The sequence below is a fragment of the Kribbella sp. NPDC000426 genome, assembly GCF_040300265.1.
In the GTDB taxonomy this organism is placed as follows: Bacteria; Actinomycetota; Actinomycetes; order Propionibacteriales; family Kribbellaceae; genus Kribbella.
In genome coordinates this window covers 325,226-342,457 of sequence record NZ_JBEPDK010000005.1, presented here as the reverse complement: position 1 = coordinate 342,457, position 17,232 = coordinate 325,226, and the positions used below count along the sequence as shown (strand labels likewise).

At 69.3% G+C, this 17,232-nt stretch carries 18 protein-coding genes; 13 read left to right on the top strand and 5 right to left on the bottom strand.

Annotation, left to right across the window (positions count from 1 at the left end; translation table 11 throughout):
* Positions 1-7: 7 nt before the first annotated feature.
* On the top strand, positions 8-952 hold the full coding sequence (locus tag ABT313_RS25750) for a GNAT family N-acetyltransferase (RefSeq protein ID WP_350858853.1): 945 nt from the start codon (positions 8-10) through the stop codon (positions 950-952).
* 56 nt (positions 953-1,008) lie between these two features.
* On the opposite strand, the gene serC is transcribed toward ABT313_RS25750, so the two are convergent.
* Together serC and ABT313_RS25740 are read right to left on the bottom strand one after the other, a co-directional pair.
* The gene (gene serC / locus ABT313_RS25745; RefSeq protein WP_502884021.1) at positions 1,009-2,133 is read right to left on the bottom strand and encodes a phosphoserine transaminase; all 1,125 of its coding nucleotides are present in this window, start codon (positions 2,131-2,133) and stop codon (positions 1,009-1,011) included.
* A 108-nt stretch (positions 2,134-2,241) separates the two neighbouring features.
* The gene (locus tag ABT313_RS25740) at positions 2,242-3,093 is read right to left on the bottom strand and encodes a phytanoyl-CoA dioxygenase family protein (RefSeq protein WP_350858850.1); all 852 of its coding nucleotides are present in this window, start codon (positions 3,091-3,093) and stop codon (positions 2,242-2,244) included.
* Positions 3,094-3,221: 128 nt separating this feature from the next.
* Here ABT313_RS25740 and ABT313_RS25735 point away from each other — a divergent pair, with 128 nt between their 5' ends.
* Positions 3,222-3,947: a helix-turn-helix domain-containing protein gene (locus ABT313_RS25735; protein WP_350858847.1), complete on the top strand. Its 726-nt coding sequence runs from the start codon at positions 3,222-3,224 to the stop codon at positions 3,945-3,947.
* Here ABT313_RS25735 and ABT313_RS25730 read toward each other — a convergent pair whose 3' ends face one another.
* The gene (locus ABT313_RS25730) at positions 3,948-5,060 is read right to left on the bottom strand and encodes a citrate synthase 2 (RefSeq protein WP_350858843.1); all 1,113 of its coding nucleotides are present in this window, start codon (positions 5,058-5,060) and stop codon (positions 3,948-3,950) included. It abuts the gene before it with no gap.
* A 127-nt stretch (positions 5,061-5,187) separates the two neighbouring features.
* Between ABT313_RS25730 and ABT313_RS25725 the strand changes: the two genes are divergently transcribed.
* From ABT313_RS25725 to pdxH, 3 genes are read left to right on the top strand one after another with little or no spacing between them, the layout of a single operon-like run.
* The gene (locus ABT313_RS25725) at positions 5,188-5,757 is read left to right on the top strand and encodes a hypothetical protein (protein ID WP_350858840.1); all 570 of its coding nucleotides are present in this window, start codon (positions 5,188-5,190) and stop codon (positions 5,755-5,757) included.
* A gap of 31 nt (positions 5,758-5,788) precedes the next feature.
* Positions 5,789-6,739, top strand: a complete 951-nt coding sequence (locus tag ABT313_RS25720; protein WP_350858837.1) for a hypothetical protein — start codon at positions 5,789-5,791, stop codon at positions 6,737-6,739.
* Positions 6,740-6,748: 9 nt separating this feature from the next.
* Positions 6,749-7,390 (top strand): pyridoxamine 5'-phosphate oxidase, encoded by a 642-nt coding sequence (pdxH, locus tag ABT313_RS25715; RefSeq protein ID WP_350858834.1) that lies wholly within the window; start codon positions 6,749-6,751, stop codon positions 7,388-7,390.
* On the opposite strand, the gene ABT313_RS25710 is transcribed toward pdxH, so the two are convergent.
* Positions 7,339-9,519 carry an MMPL family transporter gene (locus tag ABT313_RS25710; protein ID WP_350858831.1) on the bottom strand — a complete coding sequence of 727 codons (2,181 nt, stop codon included), beginning with the start codon at positions 9,517-9,519 and terminating at the stop codon, positions 7,339-7,341. The genes pdxH and ABT313_RS25710 overlap by 52 nt on opposite strands.
* 103 nt (positions 9,520-9,622) lie before the next feature.
* Between ABT313_RS25710 and ABT313_RS25705 the strand changes: the two genes are divergently transcribed.
* The 4 genes from ABT313_RS25705 (at position 9,623) to ABT313_RS25690 (ending at position 12,486) form a co-directional block, all read left to right on the top strand.
* Entirely contained in the window at positions 9,623-10,339 is a 717-nt protein-coding gene (locus tag ABT313_RS25705) for a TetR/AcrR family transcriptional regulator (RefSeq protein ID WP_350858828.1), read from the top strand.
* A 269-nt stretch (positions 10,340-10,608) separates the two neighbouring features.
* On the top strand, positions 10,609-10,899 hold the full coding sequence (locus ABT313_RS25700) for a hypothetical protein (RefSeq protein ID WP_350858826.1): 291 nt from the start codon (positions 10,609-10,611) through the stop codon (positions 10,897-10,899).
* Positions 10,899-11,876: an SPFH domain-containing protein gene (locus ABT313_RS25695; protein ID WP_350858823.1), complete on the top strand. Its 978-nt coding sequence runs from the start codon at positions 10,899-10,901 to the stop codon at positions 11,874-11,876. The genes ABT313_RS25700 and ABT313_RS25695 overlap by 1 nt, the downstream gene beginning before the upstream one ends.
* Positions 11,877-11,880: 4 nt before the next feature.
* Complete coding sequence (locus ABT313_RS25690; protein ID WP_350858820.1) at positions 11,881-12,486, top strand: CGNR zinc finger domain-containing protein; 606 nt, start codon at positions 11,881-11,883, stop codon at positions 12,484-12,486.
* On the opposite strand, the gene ABT313_RS25685 is transcribed toward ABT313_RS25690, so the two are convergent.
* Positions 12,483-13,205 carry a hypothetical protein gene (locus tag ABT313_RS25685; RefSeq protein ID WP_350858817.1) on the bottom strand — a complete coding sequence of 241 codons (723 nt, stop codon included), beginning with the start codon at positions 13,203-13,205 and terminating at the stop codon, positions 12,483-12,485. The two genes, ABT313_RS25690 and ABT313_RS25685, sit on opposite strands and share 4 nt — an antisense overlap.
* Positions 13,206-13,484: 279 nt before the next feature.
* On the opposite strand from ABT313_RS25685, the gene ABT313_RS25680 reads away from it, so the two are divergent.
* The 4 genes from ABT313_RS25680 to ABT313_RS25665 all read left to right on the top strand — a co-directional run bounded on the left by ABT313_RS25680 (position 13,485) and on the right by ABT313_RS25665 (position 17,223).
* Positions 13,485-14,096: a TetR family transcriptional regulator gene (locus ABT313_RS25680; protein ID WP_350858814.1), complete on the top strand. Its 612-nt coding sequence runs from the start codon at positions 13,485-13,487 to the stop codon at positions 14,094-14,096.
* Positions 14,097-14,246: 150 nt separating this feature from the next.
* Positions 14,247-15,194, top strand: a complete 948-nt coding sequence (locus tag ABT313_RS25675) for an ROK family protein (protein WP_350858811.1) — start codon at positions 14,247-14,249, stop codon at positions 15,192-15,194.
* Positions 15,191-16,321 (top strand): N-acetylglucosamine-6-phosphate deacetylase, encoded by a 1,131-nt coding sequence (nagA, locus tag ABT313_RS25670; protein ID WP_350858808.1) that lies wholly within the window; start codon positions 15,191-15,193, stop codon positions 16,319-16,321. Before ABT313_RS25675 ends, nagA begins: the two co-directional genes overlap by 4 nt.
* Positions 16,309-17,223, top strand: a complete 915-nt coding sequence (locus ABT313_RS25665; protein WP_350858805.1) for a 1-phosphofructokinase family hexose kinase — start codon at positions 16,309-16,311, stop codon at positions 17,221-17,223. The genes nagA and ABT313_RS25665 overlap by 13 nt, the downstream gene beginning before the upstream one ends.
* Positions 17,224-17,232 lie beyond the last annotated feature (9 nt).

The following is a 17,232-nucleotide window of genomic DNA, read 5'->3' as shown; positions in this document are numbered from 1 at the left end:
TCGGGGCATGGAGCATGAGTTCAGCGGCGAGGTCATCGAGTGGCGCGGACCGGCGCCGTACTACTTCGTTCCCGTCCCGGACGATGACGCTGCCGCGCTGAAGGCGGCCGCCGCGGCCGCCGGGCACAACAGCTGGGGCATGCTGCCGATCCGTGCTCGCCTCGGGGACACGGAGTGGAAGACGTCGCTGTGGTCGAGGGACGGCGGCTACCTGCTGCCGCTGAAGGACGGCGTACGTAAGCCGCAGGGGCTGGATGCGGGCGACACGGTCGACCTGCGGCTCACGTTCGTGGAGCCGGCTCGTAAACCCGCCCAGCGGAAGGCGGCGAAACGGGTTCCGGTTCCGCGTACGACGGGTTCGCGGGAGCCGGTCACCGACGAGCAGCTCACGATCGTTCCGGCGAACGAGGCGTCATGGCAGGACCTGCAGGCGATCTTCGGCGCCGGCGATCCCGCACGATGCTGGTGCCAGCGATTCCGGATGCTGCCCAAGGAGTCGTGGGCGTCCGAAGGCCCCGAGGAGCTAGCAGCCCGCCTCCGCGACCAGACCGCCTGCGGCGACCGCAGGGCACAGGAGACGAGCGGACTGGTTGCGTACCTCGACGGTGCGCCGGTTGGTTGGTGTGCCGTGGCGCCGCGGGCGGACCATGCGAGGCTGGTGCGCGACTTCCGCGTCCCATGGCTCGGCCGTGACGAGGACAGGACCGATCCGACCGTCTGGGCCGTCACCTGCTTCGTCACCCGCGCCGGTTACCGCCGGCGAGGGATCGGCCGCGCCCTCGCTCGCGCCACTGTCCCGTTCGCCCGCAAGGCCGGCGCGCAAGCCGTCGAGGGTTACCCCGACCTCGTCGACGGCGGCTCCGTCGGCACCCTCGCCATGTTCGCCGACGCCGGCTTCACCGAGGTCGCCCGCCCCGGCAACCGTCGCGCCGTGCTCCGCGTCGACTTCTGACCGAACGAAACAGCCGCCGCTCCCCGAGCTGAGGGGAGCGGCGGCTGCAAGCGGTCCTACTTGAGGTTCTCGACGACGTAGTCGATGGCCTGGGTCAGCTTCTCGACGTCGTCGGGGTCGACCGCGGGGAACATCGCGACGCGCAGCTGGTTGCGGCCGAGCTTGCGGTACGGCTCGGTGTCGACGATGCCGTTGGCGCGCAGCACCTTCGCGACCGCGGTGGCGTCGATCGCGTCGTCGAGGTCGATGGTGCCGACGACGAGCGAGCGGGCGTCGGGGTCGGCGACGTACGGCGTGGCGTACTCCGACTTCTCGGCCCACGTGTACAGCCGGTTGCTCGAGTCCGTGGTCCGCGCGACCGACCACTCCAGGCCACCCTGGTTGTTGATCCAGTCGGTCTGCTCGGCCATCAGGAACAGCGTGGCCAGCGACGGCGTGTTGTAGGTCTGGTTCTTGCTCGAGTTGTCGACCGCGGTCGCCAGGTCCAGGAAGGCCGGGATCCAGCGGCCGGACGCGGTGATCTCCTCGACCCGGGCCAGCGCCGCCGGGCTCATCAGCGCGATCCACAGGCCGCCGTCGGACGCGAAGCCCTTCTGTGGTGCGAAGTAGTACACGTCGGCCTCGTTGATGTCGACCGGCAGACCGGCGGCACCCGAGGTGGCGTCGATCGCGACCAGTGCACCCTCGTCGGCGCCTTCGACCCGCTTGACCGGCGCCATCACACCGGTCGAGGTCTCGTTGTGCGGCCACGCGTACAGGTCGACGCCGGCCTCGGCCACCGCGACCGGGCGGGTGCCCGGGTCGGACTTGATCACCGACGGGTCGGCCAGGTGCGGCGCCTGCTGCGCGGCCTTCGCGAACTTGGACGAGAACTCGCCGAAGTTCAGGTGCTGGCTCTTCTCCCGGATCAGCGCGAACGTCGCGACGTCCCAGAAGGCCGTCGACCCGCCGTTGCCGAGCACGACCTGATAGCCCTCGGGCAGCTGGAAGAGGTCGGCCACGCCTTCCTGGACGCGCTTGACCAGGTTCTTGACCGGGGCCTGGCGGTGGGAGGTGCCGAGCAGCTTCGCGCCCTCGGTCGCCAGCGCGGCGACGGCTTCCGGACGGACCTTCGACGGACCCGATCCGAAGCGGCCGTCAGCGGGCTTGAGCTCTGCAGGAATCACAATGTCGCTGGTCACCAGCGTGTTCCCTTCGTCGTCTGCATCTCAGAAAGCCGACGACGCTGTCAGCGCGCTCTAGTCTCGCACACCCGGCCCAACCCACTACCCCGGGGCTCACCGCGCGGACTACTCGTGCTTGCGGGTGATGGTCTGCAGGCCGGTCAGTACGGCGACCGGACCGTCCGGCGTCTCGGTCCACTCGCCGCAGGCGCCGCCGCCCTCCGCCACCTCGAGCGTGAGCTCGGTCCCGTCCATCCGGAGCGCCGGGTGGTAGTACTGCGCGACCCGCTCCGCCTCGCCCTCGATGTAGTGCCCGATCAGCGCCCGCCGGAACCGGTCCGTGGTGACGTTCGGGTTGCTCCCGTGCACCAGCGCCCCGTGGAAGAACAGCACGTCACCCGGCTCCATCTCCACCGGCACGGCGGTCCCGGTCGACGGCAGCGGCACCGTGACATCGGTGAAGCTGACCGTGGTGTCGGCCTTCTCCGTGCACAGGATCGGCCACCGGTGCGACCCGGGCACGACCTCGAGGCACCCGTTGGCCTCGTCGACCCGGTCGAGTGCCATCCACGCCGCGACGCACGTCCCTGGATCGGCCTTCAGGTAGAAGTTGTCCTGGTGCAGCGCCTGCCCGCGGGAGCCCGGCGGCTTGAAGTAGACCATCGTCTGCACGGCGTACGGCGACCGTCCGAGCAGCGTCGTCATGACCTCGTCGATCCGCGGGTCGATCATCCACTGCAGCGACGCCTCGTCCCAGCGGTGCATCTGCGCCATCCGCGGGTACCGCTTCAGTGGGTCCCGGTCGGTGGAGTCATGCCCCGCGAAGTCGTGCGACCGCGGTCCGTGCTGCCGGACCTCCATGTAGTGGTCCCGCAGCCGGTCGACCTCGTCGGTGCTGAACAGCCCGCGCACCAGCGTGTAGCCGGTCTGCTCGAACTCTTCCCGAAGTACGGCGTCGATGGTGGATGAAACGCTCATGCACGACTCCCGCGGATTTGCCCTACGCTGCTTGTCGGAACCAATTCTCCTGCCCGGTACCGGCGTCGAACCACGGAGGATTCGCGCGAGGAGTTGAACTTTTGTTGCAACGGCTGGAGCTCGATCGGATGTCTGCACCGACGTTCTGGCGGTGTGAGCCCAGATGGTCCTGGACGTCACCGGTGCTCAAGGACCACCTGCTCTGGTGCGTGCTGGACGGCCGCGGCGAGTTGGTGCTCAACGACGAACGCCAGGAGCTGCACCCCGGCATCTGCGCGGTCTTCCAGCCGGGCGACGCCCCGCGGGCCACCCACGACCCGCATCGCCGGCTGCTGGTCTTCGGCATGCACTTCCAGACCACGGGGGCGGCGCCCGACCCCCGCTGGGGCGAGGTGGCGGACCGCGAGCTGCTCGGCGTCCTCGCCCGCACGAGCGACGCGTCGTACCGCCGGCAGGACGCGCTCGGTCTGCGCCAGGCGGAACTGTGCCTCGAGCAACTGATTGCGCTGATCTGGGACGCCGTCCACAATCCCGGCCGACGCGTGACCGACACCGCTGTCGACGAGATCGCCCGCCAGCTCCGTCAGGATCCCGGCCACGACTGGACCGTCACGGAGATGGCGGCCAAGGCTTCACTGAGCCGGGCGCAGTTCACGAGGAGGTTCGTCGCGCAGCTCGGGATGTCACCCGCGCAGTACCTCATCCAGGCCCGGATCGACCGCGCACATCAACTGCTCACCGAGAGCGGCATGACTGTCACCGAGACAGCCGCCGCCCTCGGCTACACCGACGTTCCGTACTTCAGCCGCCAGTACAAGCAACGCACCGGCCGCACCCCCAGCCAAGACCGTTAGTTAGGCCCAGTCCGGGTTCCAGCCCTCGATCGCGTCAGCGGGCCGGGAGGCCGGGCCGGAGTAGATCGCCGACGGCCGGATCAGGCGGCCGGTGCGCTTCTGCTCCAGCACGTGCGCGCTCCAGCCGGCCGTCCGCGCGCAGGTGAACATCGACGTGAACATCGGCGGCGGCACCTCCGCGAAGTCGAGGACGATCGCCGCCCAGAACTCCACGTTGGTCTCCAGCACGCGGTCCGGCCGCCGCTCGCGCAGCTCGGTGAGCGCGGCCTGCTCCAGCGCCTCGGCCACCTCGTACCGCGGGGCGTCCAGCTCACGCGCCGTACGACGAAGCACGCGGGCGCGCGGGTCCTCGGCCCGGTACACGCGGTGCCCGAAGCCCATCAGCCGCTCGCCCTGGTCCAGCAGACCCTTCACGTAGGCCCGCGCGTCACCAGAGCGCTCGACGCCTTCGATCATCGTCAGGACCCGGGCCGGTGCGCCGCCGTGCAGCGGGCCGGACATCGCGCCGACCGCACCGGACAGCGCCGCGGCGACGTCCGCGCCGGTCGATGCGATCACCCGCGCGGTGAACGTCGACGCGTTCATGCCGTGCTCGGCCGCGGACGTCCAGTACGCGTCGACCGCCTTCACGTGCTTGGGATCCGGCTCGCCGCGCCAGCGGATCATGAACCGCTCGGTGATCGTCTTCGCCTTGTCCACCTCGCGTTGCGGCACCATCGGGTGCCCGACGCCACGAGCGGCCTGGGCGACGTACGACAGCGCCATCACCGCGGCCCGGGACAGGTCGTCACGCGCCTGGACGTCGTCGATGTCGTAGAGCGGCCGCAGCCCCCAGGCGGGCGCGAGCATCGCCAGCGCGGACTGTACGTCGACCCGCACGTCGCCGGTGTGCACCGGCAACGGGAACGGCTCGGCCGGCGGCAGGCCCGGTGTGAAGGTGCCGTCGACCAGCAGGCCCCACACGTTCTCGAACGGGACGCGACCGACCAGGTCCTCGATGTCCACGCCGCGATAGCGGAGCGCCGAACCTTCCTTGTCCGGCTCGGCGATCTGCGTGTCGAAGGCGACCACGCCTTCCAGCCCGTGCTGCACCTCGGTCCTCGGATCAGACATGCGACTCCCTCGTCCTCGTGTCGGCGCTCCCGCAGCATAGTTCTCGAAACTGATGACAACACAGCTTTGTGACCGGTTCGAGCCGGTCGGCACCCGGTGGACCGCTCACAGGTCTAGTGTCGACGGCATGGCCAAGCCCCTCCCCGCCCTTGGGCTCGTGATCGGCGTGATCGTCGCGTACGCCGGGGTGGTCGGCGCGTCGTACGCCACCGCCCGGCTGCTGCTCCGTGTCCAGACTTTCCGTACCGACGTCGGCCAGATGCTGCCGTGGCTGGCGGCGCTGGTCGCCATCGCGCTCGTGCTCGGGCTGCTGATGATGGCTCCGGCGATCGGAGCCGGTGTGACCACCGGGGCCGGGCTCCTGCTGACGGTGTCCGGGCTGGCGGTGTTCCTGCTCCCGGTGCGGCAGGCTTTCGACCTCGTGAAGCTGTTCCAGTTCCCGGGGACGCGTTTCAACGGCTCGTACCTGCTGTACGACGGCTCGGTCATCCTGCTCGGCATACCGCTGCTGCTGGTCGGCCTGCGCCGGTGGGCCGTCGAAGCCAAGCTGGCCAAGCTCATGGCGGGCCCGGGGCAACTGCAGGACAGCCCTGGGTACCAGCCCGGCTACCCGCAGCAGCAGCCGCAGCAGTGGGGCGGATACCCGGGCCAACAGCAACAACCCCCGCAGTACCCCGGCCAGCAACCACCGCAATAACTTTCGCCGCAGAGCTGGCATCAGGCTCTGCATGGAAACGCTGGTCGCCTACACCTTCGCGCACGACACCGCCGCCCGCGCGGCGGCCGGCCGTGCGCGCGTAGAGGCGTACTACGGCGCTCGGCCTCAGGTGATCCCGGCAGAGCGGCCGCCGGAATCGTGGCCGCTGTTCGAGCTGCAACTGCCGGACGGGTCTGTGTGGAGCAATCGCCCGGTCGCGACGCTCTTGTTCGCGGGTGTACCGGCCGTCGCGTCGACGCGGGGTTGGACATTCGCCGCCGGCTGCGGATGGTTCATGGACGACAGCACGCCGTACGACGGTGTGCTGGCTGTGCCCGGACGAACACCCATTGTTGCCGATGGCCACTATCAGCAAGGGACGACCAACGTTGGGCGAGAGCCGGGGGAGCTGATCAAGCGTGCGGTCGGCTGGCACAGGTACGCGGAGGGCCTGCAGCCGGCCAGCAGCCTGTTCGACGCGCCGCCCGACGGTTTCATCTCGATCCCACCGGTCGGTGAGGTTGCCAACGGCTACTTCTATCCACGCGACATACAGCAGCTCGAAGCGCTCCCGTTGGCCGACAAGTTGCGTGCCTTCAGCAACCACCTGCGGACCCGCCTGATCCCGGCCGCGGGTCCCACGCAGGCGGCCCGCGACGCGGTCGCCGAGCAGATCGACCGCGTCCTGCAGGCAGCCGTCGACAGCGGCATCGAGGATGCGACCATGCTCGACTACTTCTACGCCGTCGAGCCCCTTCGCCGCGGCGGTACGCCGTTCACTCCGGTCCGGAGGACCCTCGCCTCGGCTGCCGACCGCGACCTGATCGAGCCGCTCCTGGCCGACGTCGAAGGCTTCGGCGATCTCAGCACGCTCTGGGCCGCGTCGGTCGCCGGTGCGAGCTCGGCCGCCGGCGAGGCGACGCTCCGGCAGGCCCTGTGGCGAGCCACCTTCGATCAGCACCTGGCCGAGGTCAACAAGTAGGCTCGACGCGTGGATCTTGCGGAGATGCGGCGGACGTACGGGCTGGGGGAGCTGCTCGAGGATCAGATGGACTCTGACCCGATCAAGCAGTTCGAGACCTGGTTGCAGCAGGCCCGGGAGGCCGGGCTGGCGGAGCCCAACGCGATGGTGCTGGCCACGGCCGACGGCGACGGGCGGCCGTCGGCGCGGACGGTCCTGCTCAAGCGCGTCGACGAGCGCGGGTTCGTGTTCTACACCAATCAGCAGTCGCGCAAGGCCGACGACCTGTCCGACAACCCGCGCTGCGCGCTGGTGTTCCCGTGGCACGCGATGGAGCGCCAGGTCCGGATCGAGGGCACGGTCACCAAGCTCCCGACCGAAGAGGTCGACGAGTACTTCGCCACCCGGCCGCGGGAGTCACAGCTCGGCGCATGGGCGTCGCAGCAGAGCCAGCCCGTGCAGTCGCGAGAGGAGCTCGACCTGCAGTACGCGTCGTACGAGCGCCAGTGGCCAGAAGGGACCGAGATCTCCACGCCGTACTTCTGGGGCGGCTATCTGGTCGCCCCAGAAGCGATCGAGTTCTGGCAGGGCCGCGTCGGCCGGTTGCACGACCGCTTGGCCTACCGCCCCGCCAGCTCCGGCTCCTGGGACTTGGTCCGGCTCCAGCCCTGATCGGTCTCGCGGAAGCCGTTGCGTTCCCACCACCGCACCAGCGGCTTCGGCGCCCACCAGTTCGCGCGTCCCAGCAACCGCATCGTCGCCGGCACCAGCAGCGCCCGGACGATCGTCGCGTCCAGCGCGATCGCGATCACCAGCCCGACGCCGATCATCTTCACGAACACGATGCCCGACGTCGAGAACGCCGCGACCACGATGATCAGCAGCAACGCGGCACTGGTGATGATCCCGCCGGTCCGCTGCAGCCCGTGCGCGACCGCCTCGGTGTTGTCGCCGGTCCGGTCGTACTCCTCCCGGATCCGGCTGAGCAGGAACACCTCGTAGTCCATCGACAGCCCGAACAGTACGGCGAACAGCAGCACGGGGTTGGTCGCGTCCAGGAACCCGGCCGGCGTGAACCCGAGGAACCCGGACAGATGTCCGTCCTGGAAGATCCACACCATCGCCCCGAACGCCGCCGACAACGACAGCACGTTCATCAGCAACGCCTTGGCCGGCAGTACGAAGGAGCCGAAGGCAACGAACAGCAGCACGAACGTGACCACGACGATGAATCCGGCCATGTACGGCGCGCGCTCCTTCAGCACATCCAGCAGATCGATCACAGCCGCCGTCTCTCCACCGACCTGCACCTGCGTACCAGCAGGCGCCGGCACCGCCCGCACGCCGTGGACGACGTCCCGCGCCGCCAACTCCTGCGCGGTGTAGTGCGTGTGCACGACAACCGACGCAACCCCATGCGCATAGCCACCAATCCGCACGTTCTCCACGTCCCGCACCTGCTGCAGCCGCGAGATGTACGGCGCCAGCGCCGCCGCCGGATCGCCCGGTGCGGAATCGAAGCGCACAGCCGAGTAGATGTCGGACCCGCCGGCCCCCGGGAAGTCCCGCTGCAGCGTCTCGGTCACCGTCCGCGAGGTAGCGCCCGGCGGCAACGATCGATGGTCCACGCCGCCCAGCTGCGCCGACAGGAACGGGATCCCGAGAATCAGCAGCACCGGGACGAGCACCAGCACGTAGCGCACCGGCCGTCGCATCACGCTGTGCGCCAGCCGGTACCAGGTGCCCTGCGAACCGGAAGTCTTGCGTGCCTTGAAGATCCGCAGGCTGTTCACCCGATGACCCAGTACGCCGAGCAGCGCCGGCAACGCGGTCAGCGCCGCGATCATCGCAATCGCGACGGCCGCAGCACCGCCGTACGCCATCGATTTCAGGAACATCACCGGGAACAGGACCAGACTGCTGATCGCCACGCCGACCGTCACGCCGGAGAACGCGACCGTCCGCCCGGCCGTCGCCATCGTCGCGGTCAGCGCGGTCTCGACATCGTTGCCGCGAGCAAGTTCTTCGCGGAACCGGGTGACGATGAACAACGCATAGTCGATCGCCAGCCCGAGCCCGATCATCGTGACGATGTTGATCGAGAAGATCGACACGTCGGTGACCGCCGACAACCCGCGCAGCAGCACGAACGAGCCGAGGATCGCGAGCGCGCCTACGAACAGCGGCAGCGAGGCCGCGACCAGACCGCCGAACACGACCACCAGCAGCACCAGCACGATCGGCGTCGAGATCGACTCCGCCTTGACGATGTCGTGCTCGGTCTGCGTGTTCACCTCGTCGAACACCGCGATCTCGCCGCCGACCTTCGTGTCCAGCCCGTCCGGCGCCGTCCGGACTTTCGCGGCGATCCGGTGGAACGTGTCCAGCCGCGCCTCCTGGGTGCCGCCGGCCAGCGTGAGCACGGCGTACGTGCTGTGCTGGTCCTTCGACACGAACACCGGCGACTTCGTGCTCCAGTACGTCGACACCGCGGTCACGTCGCTGGTCGGCAAGCCGGCCAGATGGCTCTCGACGGACTGCTTGAAGGCCGGGTCGGCGACGGTCGCGGACGGGCTGCGATAGAGCACGACGACGTCGGTGCCGGTGCGGCCGACGTTCTGCTCGATCGTCGCGACCGCGTTCGCGGCCTCGGTGTCCGGCGCGTCGAAGCCGCCGTTCGCGAGCGACCCGAACACGCCGGTGCCCCAGGCCAGCCCGAGGACGACGAAGACACCGGTCAGGGCGAGCACCAGACGGCGGCGGCGGTAGGTGAAGTGGCCGAGCGTCTCGAACACGGACATCCTCCAGGGGCGTTAGATTGGAGCAGCGGGCATTGAGTGAACAGCGTTAACTGTTAACACTGTAAACGCCTGCGCCGAGGTGATGTCAAGGAGGTTTCGCAGGTTGGCAGAGTCCGGACGCGACCGGCGCCGAGCGGCGACGGTCGTCGAGATCAAGACGGCGGCCCGCAGGCTGCTGGTGAGCGGCGGCCCGGCGGCGGTCGGGCTACGCGCGGTCGCGCGCGAGCTCAAGCTGACCCCACCGGCCCTGTACCGGTACTTCCCGAGCCACGAGGCGCTGATCGGCGCGCTGATCGCGGACCTGTACGACGAGCTGACGACCGCGCTGATGCAGCTGCAGACCACCGAAGAGGTGCCCGACCTGGGTGAGCGGCTGTACCTGCTCGCGAACGGCCTACGGAACTGGGGTCTCGCGCATCCGGCCGAGTTCACGCTGCTGTTCGGCTCGGCGGTCCCGCAGCCCGACGCGGACGACCACGACGAGACGCCCGGTCACCAGGCGGCGATGCGGTTCGGCGACGTGTTCAAGGAACTGGTCGCGCAGATCTGGCACTGGAAGCCGTTCCCGTACCCGCGCGACGAGCTGCTCGGGGCGGAGCTGATCGCCCAGCTCACCCAGGAGTCCGAGCACTTCCAGGGCATGCCGCCCGGCGCGATCTACCTGTCGCTGACCTACTGGACCAGGCTCTACGGCCTGATCTGCATGGAGGTCTTCGGCCAGCTGCACTGGGTCCTGCCGGATGCCGGCGCGTACTTCGAGGCCCAGCTCCGCGAGATCGGCGAGGCCCTCGGGCTCGATTGCCCACCAGCGGAGGCATAAGAAAGCCTGCGGGCGCTTCCGGAGACACGACCGGGTGGCCGAACTCAGGGTCAGGCGGACTACCTGACTGCCCGCAGGCCCGGTGGCTGGCGTTGAATTGGCCGACCACTTGCCCACTTAACTGTGGTTGGCGGTTAGCCCGCCGCCACCTCACGAGTCCGATAGCAATTCATGCGTTGGACCACCTCCCTTCGCGTGTACTCAGAACCTACTGCCGGGCGGTACGCCGTTCAACCGTTTTTCGCCCAGGGATGAACGAGAATCGGGACATGATCGAACTGGGGCTGATCCCGCTGCTGATCCTGATCGGAACCGGCTGGTTCGGGTGGGCGTCGTACCGCCGGGCCGCCCAGGCGGAGCGGGCCCTGACCGAGGTCAATGCCGAGAACCGGGCGCTGATGCACGAGGTCAGGTCGCTCGAGCGGGCGGTCGCGGCTGCCGAGCAGGGCCTGCGTACGCTCAGCTCGCATCCGTCGGTACCGCGCGACGTCGCGGTCACCGCCGACCTGACCCTCGCCGACGTACGGCGCTTGGTGGAACGCAAGGAGCTCGACGACTGATGGCAAAACTGGGGAACGCAGCCGCCGCGATCAAGCCCAAGGGCAACGCGAAGGTCAAGGTGATCGGCGGGCTGATCGTCGCCGTGATCGCGCTGATCATCCTGTTCAACATCTTCAACTTCGCGAACACCGACGCGAACCGGATCGGCCTGCACTACGGCGGCGGCGTGATCGAGGACAAGAAGTTCAAGTCGATCGTCCCGCCGGGCTCGACGAACAAGCTGATCGGCCCCGGCGACACGCTCTACACGTATCCGATCGACCAGCGTTCGTACATCATCGGCGGTGACGGCGCCGACACCGACGCGGCCGACGAGGTCACCGTGGTCAGCAAGGACAACGTCCGGCTCGGCGTCCGCGTGCAGGTCTACTTCACGCTGAATCGGGACAAGGACGTGATCAAGTCGTTCCACGAGCGCATCGGCCTGAAGACCGAGGCCTACGAGGAGAGCGGCTGGAACGACATGCTGCAGAGCTACTTCCGGCCGCAGATCGATCGTGCGCTGTCCGCGGTGGCGACGAACTACAACTGGGCCGAGCTCTACAACAACGAGGCGAAGAAGTCCGCGTTCCAGAGCGCGGCGGCCAAGGAGTTCACCCGGCTGCTGCCGGCCGCGGTCGGCGGGGACTACTTCTGCGGCCCGGGCTACAACGGGAGCAACGACTGCGGCGAGCTGTCGTTCACGATCCAGAAGCCGATGCCGCTGGACAAGGGCATCATCGACGGCCTCGAGGCCAAGCAGCGAGCCGAGCTGGCCAAGGCCACCCAGGAGCAGAAGAACCAGCAGGTGAACGTCGAGCTGCAGTCGGTCAAGCAGCAGGTCGCGCTGCTCGGTGCCAACGGCTACCTGCTGAAGACCGCGATCGAGTCGGGCAAGATCCAGTTCATGGTGATCCCGCAGAACGGCAACGTCAGCATCCCGGTGCCGACCCCGACCACCACCCCGACCACGCCGACCACGCAGCCCGGCGGCTGACCCCATGAACGCGCTGCCGTCCCATCTTGATCTCGTGCAGGGTGTCGTCCTGCCGAGGCCGGTCGGCGCGCATCCGGTGCTCGACTTCGTCAACACCCGGTCCGAGTGGACCACCCGTGGCCCCGCCCGGACCGAGTGGCTGACGTCGTACGAGGCCTTCCTCATCTGGAACTCGTACGTCGGCCTGCTGTCGCCGGCCACCGTGTTCCGGCTGATCGAGCAGGCCGGCAGCAGTCCGACCGAGGTGTCGCGGCGGCTGCAGGCCACGCTCGACTTCCGTGTCGATCTGTACGACGTCCTGACCGACCAGGCCGCCGGGACGACCTTCGAGGCCGCTGCGCGCGTGATCGAGAAGGCGTACGGCGGCCGGCGGCTGGTGCCGACCGACGAGGGCCTGGCCTGGGAGCTGCGCGAGGACCTTGCGCTCCCGCTGCACAACCTCGCGCTGCTGGCCGGCGACCTGCTCACCGGCCCGTCCCGTGAGCACGTCCGCACCTGCCCGTCCTGCGGCTGGTTGTTCCTCGACCCGCGCGGGCGCCGGCGCTGGTGCTCGATGGCGACCTGCGGCAACCGCGCCAAGGTCCGCGCCCACGCGGCGCGAGGTCGTTAGTTGAACGCCGCCGGGTCGACCGTGATCCAGGTGTGCTTCGCGCGGGCGAGGACGCGGCCGTCGGCGTCGTACAAGGTGCTCGCGGTGAACGTCTTGCGGCCGTCCTCGCCGAGGTAGCGGCCGAGCGCGACGCATTCCTCGCCGACCTGCGGACGCGCGTCGATGCATGCGGTCAGCTGGCCGAGCACCGAGGGCCGGCCTTCGAGGTCGATCGTCCAGCCGCCGGGGCAGTCGAGCGCCGCCCAGAGGAACAGCTCGTCGACCAGCCCGTCGGTCGCCAGATCCGCCGCGGGCTGCCACGTGCACGCCGTACGCCCGTCGCCGATCGGCCCCGGCCTGAGCTGCAGACCGGCCTGGTTCGACGGGCCGCAGACGAAGCAGTTCGGGAACGGGTGATCCTGCAACCCGCGGTACGCCGCCTCTGCCGCGCGGGCCTCGTCCGGAGCGACCGGATCGATCGTCGCGTCGGCGAGGAAGCCGCTGTCGACCGCTGCTCCGTCCGCGACCAGTTCGTCACCGTCGGTCAACGCGGCACCCTCGCTGCCGGCCGACAGCGCGAGGTCCTTCTGCAGCGGCGGCGGCATCCGCAGGCGAACCCGCGGTACCTGTCCGTCGGTGAGCTGCCCAGTCAACGCGGTTCCGACCAGGCCGGCCACGTATCCGCCGTTCCCCGATCGCTCCGGCCCCCGGAATCGTTGGTCGACCCGCACGAAAGTCATGGCTCCGGACCCTAACCCAATAACAGGTTTCACCCGATCGAGCACGGGCTGTGGTGGAGGTGTGAGTGCCGAGAACCGTGGGAAGGAAAGGGTTTCAGAGAAATCTGAGGATTTCTCGCAACAACTGAGCTGAGCCCTCCAGTTCAAACGACCGTTTGAACTATGCTGACTGCAGGCTACTGCGCGTGAGCAGGTGGGGTGCCTGCGCGAGCGGTAGCTGGGGGGAAGGAGAACTCTGTGGAGACACCGGTCGAAACGACCCGGGAGAGATTGCTCAACGTGGCTGAGCAACGATTCGGAGAAGGGGGTTACGAGGGCACGTCGCTGCGCGCCATCACGGTCGCGGCCGCCGCGAACATCGCCGCGGTCAACTATCACTTCGGTTCGAAGGAAGCGCTGCTACGGGCTGCCGTGGCGCGCGCGATGGCGCCGGTCAACACCGAACGGCGGCGCCGGCTGGACCAATTGGAAGCCGGTGGGCAGCCGACACCGGAGGAGCTGATCCGGGCCTTCATCGAGCCCGGACTGGAACTGGTACTGCGCCGGGGCGAGCGCGGTGCCGTGGTCGCCCGGTTCATCGGCCGGATCGCGTTCGATCCGAGCCGGCGGATCCGGGAGTTGTACGCGGCCGAGTCCGATCCGATCGAGAGCCGGTACCTGACCGCGCTGCAACGGGCGTTGCCGCAGGCGTCGCCGGACGCGGTCGCCTTCGGGTACATGAACATGCTCGGTCTGCTCGCCCTGCACCAGTCACAGGCCCTGTCCCCGACGCCGGCTGCCGCCGGCGCCGTGAACACAGCGAGCCCTGTGAGCACCGAGGATCCCGGCAAGCTCGCCGAGAACCTGGTCACGTTCCTGGTCGCGGCCTTCGACCGCGGCCTGCGGGCCTGACCGCATCGCCGAGGCCCCGGAAACCGTGGATTCCCTGCCCACGGCTCCCGGGTGACACTGAGCCAGACCGTGCCCTGGTCCAGTGAGTTTTGTCTTGTGTTTTGCTCATGGATGTTCGGACCCCCGGGTAACGCTGCATAATGGCGCTCCGTGGACCCCTGTGAAGTCGTGGTTGCCGTCGACCTCGGTGGAACCCGGATGAAGTGCGGCCTGGTCGCCGCCGACGGTGCCCTGCTGCACCGCGAGACCAGGCCTACTCCCCGGGACGCCGGGGGACGTGCTGTGCTCGACGCGCTGCTGGAAACCGTCGTCGAGCTCAGCCAGAAGGCGACCGCCGACGGGCACCGGGTGCGCGCGATCGGCGTCGTCGTGCCGGGCGTCATCGACGCCGAGCACGGGACCGTCGGCGCCGAGAACCTGGAGTGGGTCGCGACGCCGGTGCTGGCCGAGCTGAAGGCGGCGGTCGGCGACGACGTGCCGATCGTGCTCGCCCACGACGTCCGCGGCGGCGGGTACGCCGAGCTGCGGCAGGGCGCCCTGGCCGGTACGACGAACTCGATGTTCCTGCCGCTCGGCACCGGGATCGCCGCCGCGATGATCGTCGACGGATCCCTGGTCAGCGGCGACGGGTACGCCGGCGAGCTCGGCCACTCGAAGTTCATCTACGGCGACGCGGCCGAGCTGTGCGCCTGCGGTCAGTGGGGCTGCCTCGAGACGGTCGCCTCCGCCGCCGCGCTGGCCAGGCGGTACACCGCCCGGACCGGCCGGAGCGTGGACGGCGCCCGCGAGGTGATGGAGCTGCTCGCGGCCGGAGACCCGGACGCGGAGAAGGTCTGGCAGGACGCGCTGGCGGCCCTGATCGACGCTCTGGTCCTCTACACGACCCTGGTCGCACCGACCCGCATCGCGATCGGCGGCGGCCTCGTCGGCGCCGGTGAGACGCTGCTGCAGCCGCTGCGCGAGGGTGTGCACGCGCGCCTGACGTTCCAGCGTGAGCCCGAGATCGTGGCCGCGGTGCTGGGCGAGGAGGCGGGCATGCTGGGCGCCGCGCAGATGGCGTGGGACAGCGTTACCGCCGACGAGGAGGAGACGGCATGACGACGTATCGCGTGGGCCGGGTGGTCACGCCGGACGACGTGCTGGAGAACGCCTGGATCCAGGTGGTCGACGAGGACATCCACGCGTTCGGGCGCCGGTCCGAGGGGATGCCCGCGGACGGCAAGCGGCCCGAGGACCTGGGCGACGTCACCGTCGTACCGGGGTTCGTCGACATCCACACACACGGCGGCGGCGGGTCGTCGTACTCGACCACCGATCCGGAGGAGGCGCGCAAGGTCGCGGCCTTCCACGGCAAGCACGGTACGACGACGACGCTGGCCAGCCTGGTCTCGGCGCCGCTCGACGTCATCGTCTCGCAGACCGCGTGCCTCGCGGACCTGGTCGCCGACGGTGTGATCGCCGGCGTCCACCTCGAAGGCCCGTTCCTGTCCAAGGCGCGGTGCGGGGCGCACGACCCGGCGCTGCTGCGGCCGCCGCTGAAGGACGATGTCGCGATGGTGCTCGGCGACGCGGTCAGGATGGTGACGATCGCACCGGAGCTCGAGAACGGGCTGGAAGCGATCCGCCAGATCGGCGACGCGGGCAAGGTCGCCGCGCTCGGGCACACGGACGCGACGTACGAACAGATGGTCGCCGGTGTGGACGCCGGCGCGACCGTGGCGACGCACCTGTTCAACGGGATGCGGCCGTTCCATCACCGCGATCCCGGCCCGGTCGGCGCCGCGCTGAACGACCAGCGCCTGCTGCTCGAGGTGATCAACGACGGCATGCACCTGGACCCGCAGGTGGTCCGCGTCGCGCTCGCGGCCGCCGGGGTGAACCGGATCGCGCTGATCACCGACGCAATGGCCGCCGCCGGCATGCCCGACGGCCGGTACCAGCTCGGCGACCTGGCCGTTGACGTCACCAACGGTCTGGTGACGCTTGCCGAGGGCACGCACTCCATTGCCGGCAGCACCTTGACCATGGACGTTGCCTACCGCAACGCAGTGACGGCCGGGGTGTCGCTGGTGGACGCGTCGCGGATGGCCTCGACGACGCCGGCGCAGCACTTCGGCTGGTACCACGTCGGCTCGATCGAGACCGGGAAGCGGGCAGACCTGGTCCTGCTCGACGACGAGTACGCCGTGCAGAAAGTGATGCGGGCCGGGTCGTGGCTGGACTGATCGGGACCGTCACGCTCAACCTTGCGCTGGACGTGACGTACGAGGTCGACGAACTGCGGGTCGGCGGGAGCCATCGCGTCGACCGGATCCGTCGGCGGGCCGGCGGCAAGGGCGTGAACGTCGCACGGGTCGCGGCCACGCTCGGTCATCAGGTGCTGGTGCTCGGGTTCGTCGGTGGCGTGACGGGGGAGCTGGTCGCCGAGGAGTTGTTCGACGCCGGGCTGACGGCTCTGCTCACACCGATCGCCGGTGAGACCCGCCGTACCGTTGCCATCGTCAACGATGTGGACGGTGACGCGACGATCTTCAACGAGGCCGGTCCGACGGTGAGCGGCGACGAGTGGCGAGCGTTCCTGGACCGGATGCCGTGGGGCCGGATGGGTGTGCTCGCGTGTTCGGGCAGCCTGCCGCCGGGGTTGCCGTCCGACGCGTACGCCGAGCTCGCGGTGCGGGCGCGGCATCACGACGTACTGTCGGTGATCGACACCGGTGGTGACGCGTTGTCGGCCGCGGCTCGTGCGGGGGCGGTGGTGCGGGCCAATGCGTCCGAGCTGCGTGCTGCCGTGGGCGATGCGGAAGTCGAGGAGGGCGCGGCGGGGCTGGTCGCGCTCGGTGCGTCGGCCGCGGTCATCACCGACGGTCCGCGCGGGATGGTTGCCGCCAGCAAGAAAGGCGTCTGGCGTGCGCTGCCGGTCGAGACCGTCAGCGGCAACCCGACCGGTGCGGGCGATGCCTGTACGGCGATCGTCGCCGCAGCCGTTGCCGAAGCTCCCGAGCCTGACTGGTCCGTCGTACTCAAGTCGGCCGTCGCCGCATCGGCTGCCGCGGTGTTGACACCCGTTGCCGGGGACATCGACCTGGCCGCCTACCGCCGTTGGCAACCCCAAGTAACTGTTCAGTAGAAGGAGTTC